Source organism: Nonomuraea glycinis (genome assembly GCF_035920485.1).
Taxonomy (GTDB): Bacteria; Actinomycetota; Actinomycetes; order Streptosporangiales; family Streptosporangiaceae; genus Nonomuraea; species Nonomuraea glycinis.
Map to the genome: position 1 here is coordinate 7,700,408 of NZ_CP109166.1, position 13,429 is coordinate 7,713,836.

Sequence of the window (13,429 nt, forward strand, 5' to 3'; positions counted from 1 at the left end):
CTCAGACGCTGCGAAGGACCGAGACCACGATGCCCAGCACCACGGCGCCGTCGCCGTCGATGACGTCGTAGAGGGGATTGCGCGGTTCGAGATGGACGTGCCCGTCGCGTCGGCGGTACACCTTGACGGTGGCCTCACCGTCGATCATCGCAGCGACGATCTGACCGGAGTGCGCCTCGGGCTGCTGCCGTACGACGACGATGTCGCCGTCACAGATCGCGGCGTCGATCATGGAATCGCCCCGCACCCGAAGGCCGAACACGTTGCCCCGCCCGGTGAGGCCGCGGGGGAGTGTCAGCGTGTCGTCCACATACTCATCGGCCGGGATGGGACTGCCTGCGGCGATGTCTCCGACCACGGGCAAGGTCACCAGGTCGTCGGCCGGTTCAGGCGGCGAGGCTCGCAGGAACCGACGCACGTCGATCGGCCGGGTCATCGTCGTGCCCCGGCGAAGAAACCCCTTGTCCTCCAGGCTCCTCAGGTGCTTCGAGACCGACGAGGACGACCGCAGTCCGACCGCGTGGCCGATCTCGCGTGTGCTCGGGGGGTACCCGTATCTGACCACCCAGTCCCGGATCGTGACCAGGATCCGCTGCTGACGCTGCGGCAGGGCCGAGAAATCCAGGTACTCGAACGTGTCATGATCGTCGTAGGTGGTCACATGCGCAATGCTAGAGGCCGGGCCGAGGATCGCACTCGGCTACCGCCTGGGATGATGAGGAGGGCAAGAACGCCCTGGTCAGCGGGTTGGTCACCGCCGTCATCGCAGGCGAGGCTTCCCCGCAACCGACATCCGACGGTACGTCACCCCTCCTTTGCGTACGGAGCATATAAGGCTTGATTGTGTGGGACTTTCTTGTGCTGAGGGGAAAATCTGCCATCGGGCTAACGCTTTATGGGGCTGCGATGAAGGAGACCGAAGGTGTTCTCAGGCTTTACCAGACTCGACATCGAGGTCAACGGCGTGCGACTTCGCGGTCGCGTCGGCCCGCATCCGCACAAGGCCCCGCTGCTGTTGCTGCACGGGCACCCGGAGTCGCATCTGATGTGGCACCGTGTCGTGCCGGCGCTCGCCGAGGACTACTTCATCGTCGCTCCGGACCTGCGCGGATACGGTGACTCCGGCCGGCCGGCGCCGAGCCCGGACCATTCCACGTACAGCAAGCGGGAGATGGCCCGCGACTGCATCGCGCTGATGGAGGCCTTGGGGCATCAGCGGTTCTTCGTGGCGGGCCACGACCGCGGCGCCCGGGTGGCGGCGCGTCTGGCCGCCGATGCGCCCGGCCGGGTCATCCGGGCGATGCTCCTGGACGTCGCACCCACCCTTGACATGTATGAGGACACGAGCCTCGCCTTCGCAACCGCCTACTGGCACTGGTTCTACCTCATCCAGCCCGCCCCGATGCCCGAGACCCTCATCGGCGCGAACCCGCGAGCCTACGTCGAAGGCGTCATGGGCGCCCGCCACGCGGGGCTGACCCCGTTCCCGCAAGAAGTGCTCGACCACTACGTCTCAGGATTCGACGGAGCCGACCGAGCCCGCGGCGCCTGCGAAGACTACAGAGCCGCCGCGACCATCGACCTCGAGCACGACCGCCTCGACCGCGCCGAGGGCCGAAAGATCGAACCCCCGCTCCGCGTGCTCTGGGCCGAGCACGGCGTCATCGAGCGTCTGTTCCGCCCGCTTGAGCTCTGGAGCAACATCGCCCGAACCGTGTCAGGCCATGCCATCGACGCCGGCCACTACCTCCCCGAGGAGCGGCCGGAGGACATCGTCGACGAGATGCGCGACTTCTTCATCGTCGACGAACCCTGATCCACACCCACCCATGCGACCTTCGTACCGGATGGGGTCGGCGTCGGCGGTGATGCGGGCGGAGATCTCCTCGCCCAGGCGCACGTAGCGGCCGAGGCTGGCCAGGTGTTGGTGGCGGCTTCTGGCCTGCAGTTCGGGCGCGGTGCGGCCGGCTTGCGCGAGATGCTGGAGCGCCGAATGACGGAGTTGATGCAAGTTCTGTGTCACAGATGTGCGGCGCCATGGGCAGTGGCTAGGTGGTCGTTCGCGCCCGGGCCTCGGCGGCCCAATGAGGTGCGTTCCACCGGTCGGCGATGGTGGCGGCCTGAGCGAAGTAGGCGGCGGCCTCGTCGTCGTGGCCGAGGAAGCCGACGGCGTGCAGGGATCCGGCGCACCGCATGCCGTCGGCGGCCTCGGTGTAGGGCCGTTCGGCGTCGGCGAACCGGCCCTCGACGCCGGGTCACGAGCAGGTGGAGCCCGGCGACGGTGACCTGGTCCGAGCAGCCGACCAACACCACCGAGAACGCCGTGACCAACCGCAGCAGCGTGGGCGGTTCGTGTGCGCCGACGCCGATGACGTGGGACATCACCACGATAGCGAAGCAGTGGGCTACCGACGTGGGCAACTACGGGCTGGTGCTGGATGTCGCCGACGGAGCGGGCGGCCCGCAACCACCGCGTCTACCCGTCGTCAGAAGACAGTGACTTCAACGACCCTCCGAAGCTCACAGCGACGTTCTCGCCTGTCGGCGACCCGGGTCGTGGTGAGCCCTGCCGGACCCGACGGCGTCAAGGTGTTCACCGCGCCTGAGGCGTGGAAGCTCGACGGCCTGCCCGTCTCCACCATCCACACGCATGCGCTGGACGGCGCATACAACCGCGCCCACGCCCACGCCAACACTCTGGCGCCGCCCTACTTCGACCCGGCGGCCGGGCAGGTCGTCGCACCGGCGACGTCGGCGGGCAAGGACATCGCGGGCCAGGTGCTCACCGGCACGGCGGTAGCCAACGGAGAGGCTGACGAGACCATCCCGGGCGAATTGGCCGACGATGAGTCCGCTGCGGCCCGAGCCACCGCCGTGGCTCCTGCCGAGAGTGACTATCGATCAGCCCGCGGGTTGTCGAGGTGATCAACAGCTACCAAGCCCTCAACGCCATCATCGACCAGGTGCTCGACCTCGACGACGCGATCCCGGCAGGTGACAAGCTGTTCGCTACCCAGGTCTGGCCCGAGCGCAACCTCGTCGTGGTGCAGTCCACCAACGCCTCTCCGGAACTGCGCAGAGCCCTCGCCGACCGGTACGGCACCAACAACGTCGCCATCTGGCTGCGATCGGAAACCGACCGCGTGCGCCTCATCGGCCAGACGGAAACCGTCACCGCCGCGGACAACCGACAATCTGACATCGGCAAGGTCAACGGAGGATCCAAGTTCCTGGCACCCACCGGACAGCCGGGCAAGTACAAGAACTGCACCACCGGCTTCTCGATGGGCAGCGCGAGTGACAAGTTGATGGTCACAGCCGGCCACTGCCTTCTCCCGCAAGGCGGAGACACCGACGCCGGCTCCATCCGATGGTCCAACTGGCAGGCCCCCACTCGGGTCGCCGTCACCAGGGGCAAAGTAACTCTGCGTGATCGCTGTTCGGGTAGATGGTGAAGGGGGCGACCAGCTCCAACATAGATGTACCCCTCGGACTTCGAGGCGGCGCCGGCGCCGATCCGCATCACGCTGCTGGCCGCGTTGTGCCATGTCCGGCAGGCCGAGATCACCGACGGTCTCGTGGAGCTACTGGTCCAGCTCGTGCACAAGATCAGTGTGCGAGCGGAGAAGAAGGTCGAGGGCGAGATCAACGCCGAGTTCCGGCGGGTACACGGTAAGAACGGCATCTTGGTCAAGCTCGCGACCGCGGCGCTGGAGCTGCCGGAGGAGATCGTCCGCAAGGCGCTGTACCCGGTGGTCGGCAAGCGGACGTTGGAGGACATCATCGCCGAGGCCAAGGCGAATGAGAAGGAGTTCAACACCCGGGTCCGGACCAAGCTGCGCGGCTCCTACTCCCACCACTATCGGCGTGGTCTGCCCAAACTGCTGCGGGCGGTGACGTTCGGGTGCAGCAACGACACCTTCAGGCCGGTGATGGACGCACTGGACCTGCTGGAGCGGTACGCCGATTCCAATGAGGACTTCTACGCCGCCTCCGAGGTAGTGCCGTTGGAGCATGTGGTGCCCGAGGACTGGATGGAAGCGGTGGTCGACCCCGATACCTGGCTGGTCGAGCGGATCCCGTATGAGTTGTGTGTCCTGGTGGCGCTGCGCAAGGCGATCCGCCGCCGCGAGATCTGGGTGGAGGGCGCCAACACCTGGCGCAACCCCGACCACGACCTGCCGGTCGACTTCGAGGACAACCGGGATGTGCACTACGAGGCGCTGTCCAAGCCCCGCGACCCCGCCGACTTCATCGCCGACCTCAAAAAACAGCACGTCGCGGCGCTGGACCGGCTGAACAAGGGGATGAAGAAGAACACCACCGGCGGCGTGAAGATCACGAAGAAGAAGGGCGAGGCGTGGATCAGCGTCCCACCGGTCGGCCGCCAAGTCGAACCGGAGAACCTGGAGGCGCTGAAGGAGGAGTTCGCCCGCCGGTGGGGCGTGATCGACCTGCTTGACCTGATCAAGAACGTCGACCACGCCACGACGTTCACCGCCGAGTTCACCTCGGTCGCCTCCCGGCAGATCACCGACCCTGACGTGCTGCGGCGCAGACTCTTGCTGTGCACGTTCGGGCTGGGCACGAACATGGGGATCAAACGGGTAGCCGATGGCACGGCCGCAGTCGCGGGGATGGAGGCCGACACCGAGGTCGCGCTGCGCCGGACCCGCCGGATGTTCGTCAATCGCGACAACCTGCGGGCCGCGATCCGCACGGTGGTCAACAAGACGCTGGAGGCACGCGACATCTCCCTGTGGGGGCCGGGCACCGCATGCGCGTCGGACTCGCGCAAGTTCGGCTCCTGGTCGGCGAACTTCATGACCGAGTGGCACCAACGCTACGGAGGTGCCGGGATCATGGTGTATTGGCACGTAGAACGCAAAAATGTGTGCATCTACAGTCAGGTACGCTCGACGACGGACTCCGAGGTCGCCTCGATGATCGAGGGCCTGCTCCGGCACCTGACCAGCGCGGAGATCGATCGCCAGTACACCGATACGCATGGAGCTTCGGTCGTTGGTTTTGCCTTCTCGCATCTGCTGGACTTCAAGCTGCTGCCCCGGCTGAAGAACATCGGCTCGGCCCGCCTGTACCGGCCGGGCCTGAGTGAGGGAGAGGCCTGGCCGCAGCTGGAGGGCGTCCTGTCGGGCAAGACCATCGACTGGGAACTGATCGCCAACCAGTACGACCAGATGATCAAATACGCGACCGCGCTGCGGCTGCGCACGGCCGAGGCCCACCAGATGCTGCGCCGCTTCACCCGCGGCGGCCCCAAGCACCCCACCTACCGGGCTATCGAGGAACTGGGCCGGGTGATCCGCACCGTCTTCATCTGCGACTATCTGGCCGAGGAAGAGCTCCGCCGTGAGATCCACGAGGGCCTCAACGTGGTGGAGAATTGGAATTCGGCCAATAAGGACATCTTCTACGGCAAGGCCGGTGATCTGACCGGCGACGACCGTGAACACGTCGAGGTCTCCGCGCTGGCCCTTCACCTGGTCCAGGCCGCGATCGTCTACCTGAACACCAGGATGGTCCAGATCGTCCTCGCCGAGCCGAAGTGGCAGAAGAAGCTCACCGACGCCGACCGGCGCGGCCTGTCGGGCCTGTTCTGGAGTCACCTGAACCTGTACGGCAAGTTCGAGCTCGACATGAGTAAACAGCTCGACCTCGGGCCGGGGCCGGGCGCCGAGGGTCAACAGTCAGATGATCCGCTCTGAGTGACGAACGACTTGGGGTTCAGCCAAAAGGTGAGTAGCCCCTGAAAGCCATAACGGCGATCTTGAGGTAGGACGTGGGCCCGCGTCGCCTGCCACCACCGCCGCCGTGTCAGGGCACGGTCAGGCAGCGAACCGATGGTGACCGGTAGGCGGGCTGCGACGTCGGCAGCCCGGGAGTTGAGTGCGGCGATCTCGGGCACCTGGTGGCGGTTCACCGCGGACAGCAGGGTGTTGAGCCTGGACGCTACAAGGGCCGAGTGCATACCGGCACTCTCCATGGCCTGGTGACCGGCAGCGGCGGCCCACTCAAGGTCGCCCTCGTCGATCAGCGCGGCAGCCAGCCCGATCCGGTCCATCGTCCGTACCCGGTCGAACCCTGGCCTGCGCATCGCAGCGCGGCGTCGAAGTGTGGATGATCTCTTCTGGCATGTAAGGCACGTTGACCGGCTCTCGCCGCATAGTGCGAGGAGCCAGGCGCTCCCGTCCTGTCCCTGTGGAAGTCGGCCATGCAGGGCTGTGCGGCATCTGGCCACGGGCCGTCGCGTCCGCCCTTGGGCCAGCGGAAGCCGAGTGCAGAAGATCAGGTGTAGGAATGATCTGCTGGTGTGAATACGAATCAGGGGAACGGCGAAGTAGGCGTGTCCATGGTTCTTCTCCGAAGGGCAGGCATGCCAGCTCCCCCTCCGCAGTCGGCTCCGCCAACCGCTGAGACCGACGCACAGCTCATCGAGGTGTCACTACGCCGTCCTGAGCGGTTCGGTGCGCTGTTCGACCGGCACCACGAGGCCATCCACCGCTACGTGCACCTCCGTCTCGGAGAATCGGCGGCGGACGACATCGCCGCAGAGACGTTCCTGCGGGCCTTTCGCGGCCGTACGCGCTACGACTTATCCCGCCCCGATGCCCGGGCCTGGCTGTACGGCATCGCCTCCAATCTGGTGGACGGTCACCGGCGCGCCGAGGCCCGCAGGTACCGCGCCCTGGCTAGGAGTGCCGAGGTCACCCACGTCGTGAGCCACGACGAGCGTGTGGTCCAGCGGGTGGCGGCTGCCGTCATGCAGCCGCGCCTGGCCGCCGGTCTGGCTGCGCTTTCGCCCGGTGACCGGACCGTGCTGCTGCTGGTGGCCTGCGCCCAGCTCACCTACGAGGAGATCGCCGAGGCGCTCGGCGTCCCGCGCGGCACCGTCGGCTCGCGGCTCAACCGGGCCCGCAGAAAGCTCCGCACGTCCATCACCATCGAGGAGTCGTCATGACCGATGACCTGCAGGAGATCAAGACGTTCCACGACACACTGCCCGGCCCCTCCGCCACGGCCACCGCCAAGGCGAAGGATTTGCTCGCAGCTGAGGCGGTGGCGGAACGAACGCCTCGTACCGGTTCGGCTAAGCACCGCCTCCTGCTCAGGGCGGCCGCGGTCGGCCTGGCGGCAGTCGTTGCCGCAGTCGCTTTCCTGACTGGTGCCGACGGTGGTGCGACCCCGGCCAACGCGGCGGAACTGCTCCAGGAGGCGGCTGCGGCCGCCGGCCGGCAACAGGCGCCACGGCCGGGGCAGATTCTCTACGTCAACCGCACGGACCAGAGCTGGGCGACCGTATTCGGTCGCGGCGGCCGTTCCGAGGTCACCCAGGAGAGCAACCGCGAGTACTGGATTCCCGCCACCAACCCCGACGGTGCGCTGACCCGCCTCACCTACGGCAAGCTGCGTACGCACACCGGCCAGGTCCCGACCAGTATGGAGACCCCGGGCACAGTCGAGTTCCAGCGCGCCGGGCCGTGCACCGTGAACGTGCTCTCACCGACCAGTGAAGGCAACCTGCCCGCAGACCCGGACCAACTGCTCGCCCGGGTTCGCGTGGACGCCGCTGCCTCGGTCAAGAACGAACGGCCCGAGCCCGGCGCGGCACCACCCAGCAAGGACCAGATCGAGCAGCTCGTCGAGCACACGGTGGTGAGCCGTCTCGTCACCCTGGCCGGAAACCCCTTCCCCGGTCCCGGCCTGCGTGCGGCGGTGCTCGGTGCGCTGTCCAAGATGCCCACCGCCACCATGCGCACCGACCTCACCGACCTGGCCGGGCGACAGGGCGTCGGCGCCTCGATCAGATATCAGGGCCCAGACGGACGGCAGCGCGCCGAATTGATCTTCGAACCCGGCACCTACCGCTTCCTCGGCTCGCGATTCCTGTCCGAGCGGCCGCGCGGTAGCACGGAGGTACTCCGCTACGCTAGCGCAGTACTGGAAACCAAGATCGTCAACTCCATGCCGAAGATCCCGGTCGATGCTCCCGAAGCGGTGACCTGCTAAACATCAAACGCCGCGGTCTTACGCTCAACCCCTTCGACAGCTCGCGCCGCTTCCCCAAGCGCATTCCGGGGAGGCGGCGAGGCCAGGCCGCACACGGACACCCGGTTCCCGTGAACCCATGGCCATCGCCCGCTCAGGCCGGTGGTACCGAGGCAGTATCCATGCGCCCACCCAGCAAGGCATAACGCTTCAGATTCACTCGATCACATTGCGGCATCAGGGGCATAGACCCGCAGGCCGCCCCTCTGAATACTGGCAGGTGCGTACGATCTTACTTACCTTACATGACTGACTACTTAGAGTCACCAAGAGATATCTCCCGCATCGACGCCGACACACTGACACGAGGTGCCGTTTCCGGGTTGAGACGCAGGAACGACGGTCAGTCCGCAGCCTGAACCGCATCACCGTCAGCGAGAATCCGGTAGACGCTGGCGACGGACGGATGCCTGCCTTTGTTCTTGCCCGTAGGGATGACCAGCTTGCCAGCGATATCAGGCACGGCCACGCCACGGGTGCGCAGCGTCCGCGCATAAGCGATCATGTCGTCATCGAGCACCTTCGGACGCCCGCCGTGGCGGCCGCGCTCACGCGCCGAGGCCTGGCCCTCCAGCGACTTCTCCCGAATGTATTCCCGCTCAGACTCGGCCATGCCGGCGAAGAAGGCGAACAGCGCCGCCCCGTGCCCGCTGGGATCGTAGAGGCCTTGTAGCGGCCCGGTCAGCAGCTCAAGCTGGATGTCGGCCTGGCGCAACCCCTCGGCGATGGTGAGCAGCTCCGCGGCACCGCGGCCCAGGCGCTTCATCTCATGCACCGTGAAGATCACCCGCTGATGCGGGACGGCCTGCTTGATGGTGCGTGCGTACTCCATCGCCTTAGCGAACTGCGGCCGCACCTTGACCCGGGTGCTGATCTTCTCCGAGAAGACCGGGTCACACGCCGCGGCCTTTAGAGCATCTAGCTGGCTCTGCAACTCCTGCTGAACGGTAGCCGACGTACTACGGCGATCTAGGCCTGCTACACGCGGACATCTGCGGCACAAGCCCCACCATCTTCATCGGCGACAAGAACTCCGCCGAGAAGCGCTGGGTCACCGGACGCTACTCGATCCGCGCGGAGGAAAACGACCTGTGCTGCACTGACGGGCTTTCCACGGGGCAGATCTGCGGATGGAAGGTCACCGACATCGCCTGGAAGATCGACATGAAGAGCGAAGACGGCAGCAAAGAAACAGTGCGCTGGGTTCAGGTCGGCAAGAAACGCGGCAAGTGCGTCATCGACGGCGACTCGGGTGGACCGGTTTACACCTTCCGATCCGACGGCTCGGTCGTCGCCAAGGGCGTCACCAGCGGATCCAACGCCGACGAGACGACACCGGTCAAGGACACCTGCGTCCACACCTTCACCGACTTCCATGACGTGATGAAGGCCGTCGGCAAGGACATCTACAAGAGATGAATTCACCGGGCCCGTTCTCCCTCCTGCGCGCCAGCTGCATCCTGGCCCTCACGATGCTGGCTGCCGCCTGCGCGCAGGAGCCGGCCAAACCCTTCGACGCACAGGTATCCGTGGTCGAGGCGGCCCCTGGAGGACGGGCCATCACCCTGCACGCCGACGGAGTCATGGGATCAGGCGGCACAATCTGTACTGCGGTCGAACGGGCCGAGGCGGTCGAGTCACCGACCAGCGTCACCGTGCGGGTGGTGCTGCGCTACATCTGCCCTGACGCCTCCGACGTGAAGATAGAGACCGGTGCCGACCAAGCCGTGCCCATCACGCTGAAGGAACCGTTGGGCCGACGCAAGGTACTCGACCAGGAAGGGCAGGAAATCCAGGTCTGCCCCTCCACCTCGGGCTCATTCATCGAGACGATGCGGCAGTGCCGCGAAGCGCGTCGATGACACCCCGCCCGGTTCTTCGAAAGCGGGGTCGAGGAACCGGGCGGGACAGCCATTAGTCCGCTTGCCCTCCACCGCGCCGCCCTGGAGCAAAGCGTCGCCCTCGGCGACGGCACCGCCCGGCCGCGCGCAAGGCCTACCGGGTGTACGCCGCCCGCATCACGGCCGCCAAAGCTCCCCAAGCGTGATCAACCTCGTTGAGAACTGGCTGATCGGCTGATCAGGATTCTGCATCCGGCCTCCCACCAGCCCAGATCAACGCCGTTTGGGGCCTATGACAGCGTTCTTACTGGCACCCCTTCCTGCGCCGGGCCCGGCGCAGCCAGTGCTATGCGGTGATCAAAAGCCTCATCGACAAGGGCGTGCTCCAGCGTCGAGGCGGGCCGCAAGCACCGGCGCGCCGTCTTCCGCATCCGAGAGCTTGCCCCCGAGCTCAGCGACCTGCGGGAGGCCGGCGACGTCGGCCAGCTCCCCGCCGGTGCGGGAGACAACCTTCCCGGCCCGGGGCAGCGTCCCGGAAACGGTCAGGATCCCGGAAACCGGGACGCCGACCGTGGCGCGCAGATCCAGCGAGCGCCACAGCGTCCCGCAAATCGGGACCCGGCGACAGCGGCCAGGGTCCCGCTCCGGAGCGCTCAGCAAAATCGGGAGTGGCAGACCCGCCGGACAACTTCACGGCAATCTTCACCCGGTCGCTGGGTGCGGATCGCCTTGTGCGCTTACTTGCGGGAATTCTGCATTCTCGCAAGTTACGGTCACTTTGGAGGCACACAACAGAACCTAATTTCTGATTTCGATTTTCTAGAAAATCGAAAATGGTAGGCTGCTGCGGTGACTGGTGAGAGCGGCACGGTTACGCCGTGCAAGCACTGTGGGGCGCCCATCGAGCAGCGGCGGGGGAGGGGGCGGCCCAAGGCCTACTGTCCCGAAGGGGACTGTCAGGCCGCGGCGAAGCGGGAGCGCGAGTTGCGGCGGGCGACGCCTGGGCTGGAGGGGGCGCTGGCCAGGGCTGAGCAGTTGTACGAGCGGATGGAGAGCGGGCTGGCCGCGGCGATCGAGCCGCTCGCGCAGGCGCTGTCCGACGAGTTGAGCCCGGCCGGGGTGGAGGCCAGGCTGAGCGCGGTGCAGGCTGAGGCGCACACCCGGGTGGCCATCGCGCGCACCGAGCGGGAGCAGGCGTTCGAGCAGGTACGGCTGGCGCGCGAGGCCGCCGAGCACGCACGCCGGCAGACCGGGGAGATGCGCGAGCGGCTGGACGAGGCCGAGGCGGAGCGGGACAACGCGCTCGGCGATGCCGAAAGGGCCCGTGAGCAGGCGCTAGCGGCGTTGCGGGAGGCGGCAAGCACCGAGCGGCAGGCACTGCAGGCCGCCGAGGAGGCCGGTCGGCGGGCGGAGGTGGCCGAGCAGCGGGCCGAGGAAGCGGTACGACGCGTCGAGCAGACCGAACGGGCCAGGGAGCAGGCCGTTCGGGAGTTGGCCGGGCAGGTGGAGGCGGCCGAGACGCGTTCGGAGGAGGCGCGGGCGCAGGTCGTACAGGCTCGGCAGGAGGCTGAGCAGGCGCGGGAGGGAGAGACGCGGGCGCGCGAGGAGATGGCGGTGGCCGTGCGCGGGCGGGAACGGGCCGAGCGGGACGTCGCCGCGGCGGCGGCCACGGCGCAGGCTGCCGAACAGGAGCGTGACCGGGCGGTGGCGCGCGCGGAGAGCGCCGAGCGAGTCGGCGCGGAGGCGCAGCGGGAGCGCGCCGTCGCGCTCAACGAGGCGGCGCAGGTGCGTGAGGCGGCCGGCGCCGAGGTCGCGCGGGCGGAGGAGAACAGGCGGCGCGAGCTGGCGATGGCGGCCGAGCGGCTCGCCGCGGTGGAGAAGGAGGCCGAGGCCGCTGTTCTGGAGGAGCGGGCCAGGGCCGAGGGGGAGAGGACGCGGGCAGAGGCCGCGGTTCGCGAACGGGATCAGTTGCTGGCTGACCTGCGGTTGGAGCGGGCCCGTCTGGAGGATGCGCGCGCGGAGGTGGAGGCGGCGCGGGCGGAGGCCGGGCGGCTACGGGAGCGGGCGGTCACAGCGGAGTTGGCCAATCGCCAACGCGATTGACACGAGGATCTTCTCCCGAATGTGACTCCGGCTCCGAAGTAGCTTTGGGTGATCGAAACCCACTGGAGCGACCTGCTGCGCGCCGCGAGGACGAGTTGTCGTCCGTTTCGGCGTCTCACCCGCCCCCTGACGGCGGCGAAATGTAGTCGCTCGCCGCACCGGGAGCCCGCTACGGTCGCGCGGGTGACCAACGATTCTCTACCTCTGCTCTGGCTTTCGGGACCCACGGGTGTCGGGAAGTCCACGGTTGGCTGGGAGGTGTTTGCGCAGCTGAGTCGTACTGGCGTCACGACGGCGTTTGTCGACGCTGACCAGATCAGCCTGTGCTACCCCATGCCAGAGGACCTGACGCATCGCCTCCGCGCGCGGAATCTGGCTGCGATGTGGCCACACTTCCGGCAGGAAGGGGTGCAATGTCTGATCCTTGCGGGCTTCGTGGACACTCCCGAGGAGGTTCGTGAGTACACCGCCCTTCTTCCCGGGGCTGCGTTCACGGTGTGCCGGCTGCGCGTTGATAGCGCTGAGCTCAAGGAACGGTTCCTCATGCGGGGCTGGCGTCCGCATCTGGTGCAGGAGGCGGTCATTGAAGCGGAAGCCCTGGAGCGCAGTAACTATGCCGACGTGTGCGTGGACACCGGCGGCTTAGGGGTGTCCGAGGCGGCCCGGCTGGTCTGTGAGCGGGTTGGCGGATGGCCGGGCACCCTTCCGGCCGCGACGTTCCACAGCGTCGTCGACCAGCAGGACCACCCGACCTCCCAGGCGGATGCCGTACCCGCTTCCGCGCCGGTACCCGTGCTGTGGTTGTCCGGCGCCACGGCGGTCGGGAAGTCGACGGTCGGCTACGAGATCTTCACGCAGGTCTACCGGACCGGCGTGCGAGCTGCCTACGTCGATGTGCAGCAGATCGGAGCGCTGCGTCCTGCCGCGGACGATGACGTGGTCGGCCATCGCCTCAAGGCCCGCAACCTCGCGGCCATCTGGGCAGGGCATCGCGCGGCCGGCGCCCGGTGCCTGGTCGTCTCCGGGGAAGCAGACTCCGACGACACTCTCCGTGGCTACGCCGAGTTGCTGCCCGACGTGGCATTGACCGTGTGCCGACTGCATGCGGGGCCGGCAACGCTGGCCGAGCGCGTCGCGCGACGTGGCCGGGGAGGAGGGCCGGCCACACCGGGTGATGAGCTACGGGGGCTGGGCTCGGACGCCCTGCACCGTATCGCCGAACGAGCGGCGCACGAGGCCAAGGCGCTCGACAGCGCCGCGGCAGGCGATCTGCGCGTCGACACCGATGGTCGGTCGGTACACGAGATAGCCGCGGACGTACGGGCTCGCGGCGGCAACTGGCCGAATCTCTTCCCCTGATTGAGTTCCGTCAGCGTGCCGTCGAGCTTGCCCGTAAGGGTGATAAACCGGTCTTTGTC

15 protein-coding genes are annotated in these 13,429 nt (G+C 67.4%); 11 read left to right on the top strand and 4 right to left on the bottom strand.

Translation table 11 applies throughout. The annotated features are described in order from the left end of the window. Position 1: 1 nt before the first annotated feature. Positions 2–661 carry a transcriptional repressor LexA gene (gene lexA / locus OHA68_RS36225; protein ID WP_327104263.1) on the bottom strand — a complete coding sequence of 220 codons (660 nt, stop codon included), beginning with the start codon at positions 659–661 and terminating at the stop codon, positions 2–4. A 261-nt stretch (positions 662–922) separates the two neighbouring features. On the opposite strand from lexA, the gene OHA68_RS36230 reads away from it, so the two are divergent. After that, entirely contained in the window at positions 923–1,816 is an 894-nt protein-coding gene (locus OHA68_RS36230; RefSeq protein ID WP_327104264.1) for an alpha/beta fold hydrolase, read from the top strand. Between the two features lie 232 nt (positions 1,817–2,048). On the opposite strand, the gene OHA68_RS36235 is transcribed toward OHA68_RS36230, so the two are convergent. Continuing rightward, complete coding sequence (locus tag OHA68_RS36235; RefSeq protein ID WP_327109639.1) at positions 2,049–2,195, bottom strand: hypothetical protein; 147 nt, start codon at positions 2,193–2,195, stop codon at positions 2,049–2,051. Here OHA68_RS36235 and OHA68_RS36240 point away from each other — a divergent pair. The 4 genes from OHA68_RS36240 to OHA68_RS36255 are packed head-to-tail and all read left to right on the top strand — an operon-like array spanning position 2,180 to position 5,726. Next, positions 2,180–2,500 (top strand): DNRLRE domain-containing protein, encoded by a 321-nt coding sequence (locus tag OHA68_RS36240; RefSeq protein WP_327109603.1) that lies wholly within the window; start codon positions 2,180–2,182, stop codon positions 2,498–2,500. The genes OHA68_RS36235 and OHA68_RS36240 overlap by 16 nt on opposite strands. A gap of 59 nt (positions 2,501–2,559) precedes the next feature. Next, positions 2,560–2,925, top strand: coding sequence for a hypothetical protein (locus OHA68_RS36245; protein ID WP_327104265.1), 366 nt, complete (start codon positions 2,560–2,562; stop codon positions 2,923–2,925). Next, on the top strand, positions 2,922–3,455 hold the full coding sequence (locus tag OHA68_RS36250; protein WP_327104266.1) for a chymotrypsin family serine protease: 534 nt from the start codon (positions 2,922–2,924) through the stop codon (positions 3,453–3,455). The genes OHA68_RS36245 and OHA68_RS36250 overlap by 4 nt, the downstream gene beginning before the upstream one ends. Positions 3,456–3,479: 24 nt before the next feature. After that, on the top strand, positions 3,480–5,726 hold the full coding sequence (locus tag OHA68_RS36255; RefSeq protein WP_327104267.1) for a Tn3 family transposase: 2,247 nt from the start codon (positions 3,480–3,482) through the stop codon (positions 5,724–5,726). Here the strand turns inward: OHA68_RS36255 and OHA68_RS36260 are convergent. Continuing rightward, on the bottom strand, positions 5,702–6,082 hold the full coding sequence (locus OHA68_RS36260) for a hypothetical protein (RefSeq protein ID WP_327104268.1): 381 nt from the start codon (positions 6,080–6,082) through the stop codon (positions 5,702–5,704). The two genes, OHA68_RS36255 and OHA68_RS36260, sit on opposite strands and share 25 nt — an antisense overlap. Positions 6,083–6,394: 312 nt before the next feature. On the opposite strand from OHA68_RS36260, the gene OHA68_RS36265 reads away from it, so the two are divergent. Both OHA68_RS36265 and OHA68_RS36270 read left to right on the top strand, forming a co-directional pair. Next, on the top strand, positions 6,395–6,979 hold the full coding sequence (locus OHA68_RS36265; protein WP_327104269.1) for an RNA polymerase sigma factor: 585 nt from the start codon (positions 6,395–6,397) through the stop codon (positions 6,977–6,979). Then, a complete protein-coding gene (locus tag OHA68_RS36270; protein ID WP_327104270.1) occupies positions 6,976–8,028 on the top strand; it encodes a CU044_5270 family protein in 1,053 nt (350 codons plus the stop codon). The genes OHA68_RS36265 and OHA68_RS36270 overlap by 4 nt, the downstream gene beginning before the upstream one ends. A 382-nt stretch (positions 8,029–8,410) precedes the next feature. On the opposite strand, the gene OHA68_RS36275 is transcribed toward OHA68_RS36270, so the two are convergent. Continuing rightward, complete coding sequence (locus tag OHA68_RS36275; protein ID WP_327104271.1) at positions 8,411–9,070, bottom strand: recombinase family protein; 660 nt, start codon at positions 9,068–9,070, stop codon at positions 8,411–8,413. A 161-nt stretch (positions 9,071–9,231) separates the two neighbouring features. Between OHA68_RS36275 and OHA68_RS36280 the strand changes: the two genes are divergently transcribed. The 4 genes from OHA68_RS36280 to OHA68_RS36295 all read left to right on the top strand — a co-directional run bounded on the left by OHA68_RS36280 (position 9,232) and on the right by OHA68_RS36295 (position 13,370). Further along, entirely contained in the window at positions 9,232–9,486 is a 255-nt protein-coding gene (locus tag OHA68_RS36280) for a hypothetical protein (RefSeq protein ID WP_327104272.1), read from the top strand. Further along, positions 9,483–9,929, top strand: a complete 447-nt coding sequence (locus OHA68_RS36285; RefSeq protein ID WP_327104273.1) for a hypothetical protein — start codon at positions 9,483–9,485, stop codon at positions 9,927–9,929. The genes OHA68_RS36280 and OHA68_RS36285 overlap by 4 nt, the downstream gene beginning before the upstream one ends. Positions 9,930–10,757: 828 nt before the next feature. Then, complete coding sequence (locus OHA68_RS36290; RefSeq protein WP_327104274.1) at positions 10,758–12,011, top strand: coiled-coil domain-containing protein; 1,254 nt, start codon at positions 10,758–10,760, stop codon at positions 12,009–12,011. Between the two features lie 183 nt (positions 12,012–12,194). Beyond that, on the top strand, positions 12,195–13,370 hold the full coding sequence (locus tag OHA68_RS36295) for a hypothetical protein (protein WP_327104275.1): 1,176 nt from the start codon (positions 12,195–12,197) through the stop codon (positions 13,368–13,370). The last annotated feature ends 59 nt before the right edge of the window (positions 13,371–13,429 follow it).

Coding starts and splice junctions, on each gene's coding strand:
- OHA68_RS36235 (WP_327109639.1), bottom strand. CDS start 2,195: ATGCGGTGCGCCGGATCCCTGCACGCCGTCGGCTTCCTCGGCCACGAC.
- OHA68_RS36255 (WP_327104267.1), top strand. CDS start 3,480: ATGTACCCCTCGGACTTCGAGGCGGCGCCGGCGCCGATCCGCATCACG.
- OHA68_RS36260 (WP_327104268.1), bottom strand. CDS start 6,082: ATGGACCGGATCGGGCTGGCTGCCGCGCTGATCGACGAGGGCGACCTT.
- OHA68_RS36265 (WP_327104269.1), top strand. CDS start 6,395: ATGCCAGCTCCCCCTCCGCAGTCGGCTCCGCCAACCGCTGAGACCGAC.
- OHA68_RS36270 (WP_327104270.1), top strand. CDS start 6,976: ATGACCGATGACCTGCAGGAGATCAAGACGTTCCACGACACACTGCCC.
- OHA68_RS36280 (WP_327104272.1), top strand. CDS start 9,232: ATGAAGAGCGAAGACGGCAGCAAAGAAACAGTGCGCTGGGTTCAGGTC.
- OHA68_RS36285 (WP_327104273.1), top strand. CDS start 9,483: ATGAATTCACCGGGCCCGTTCTCCCTCCTGCGCGCCAGCTGCATCCTG.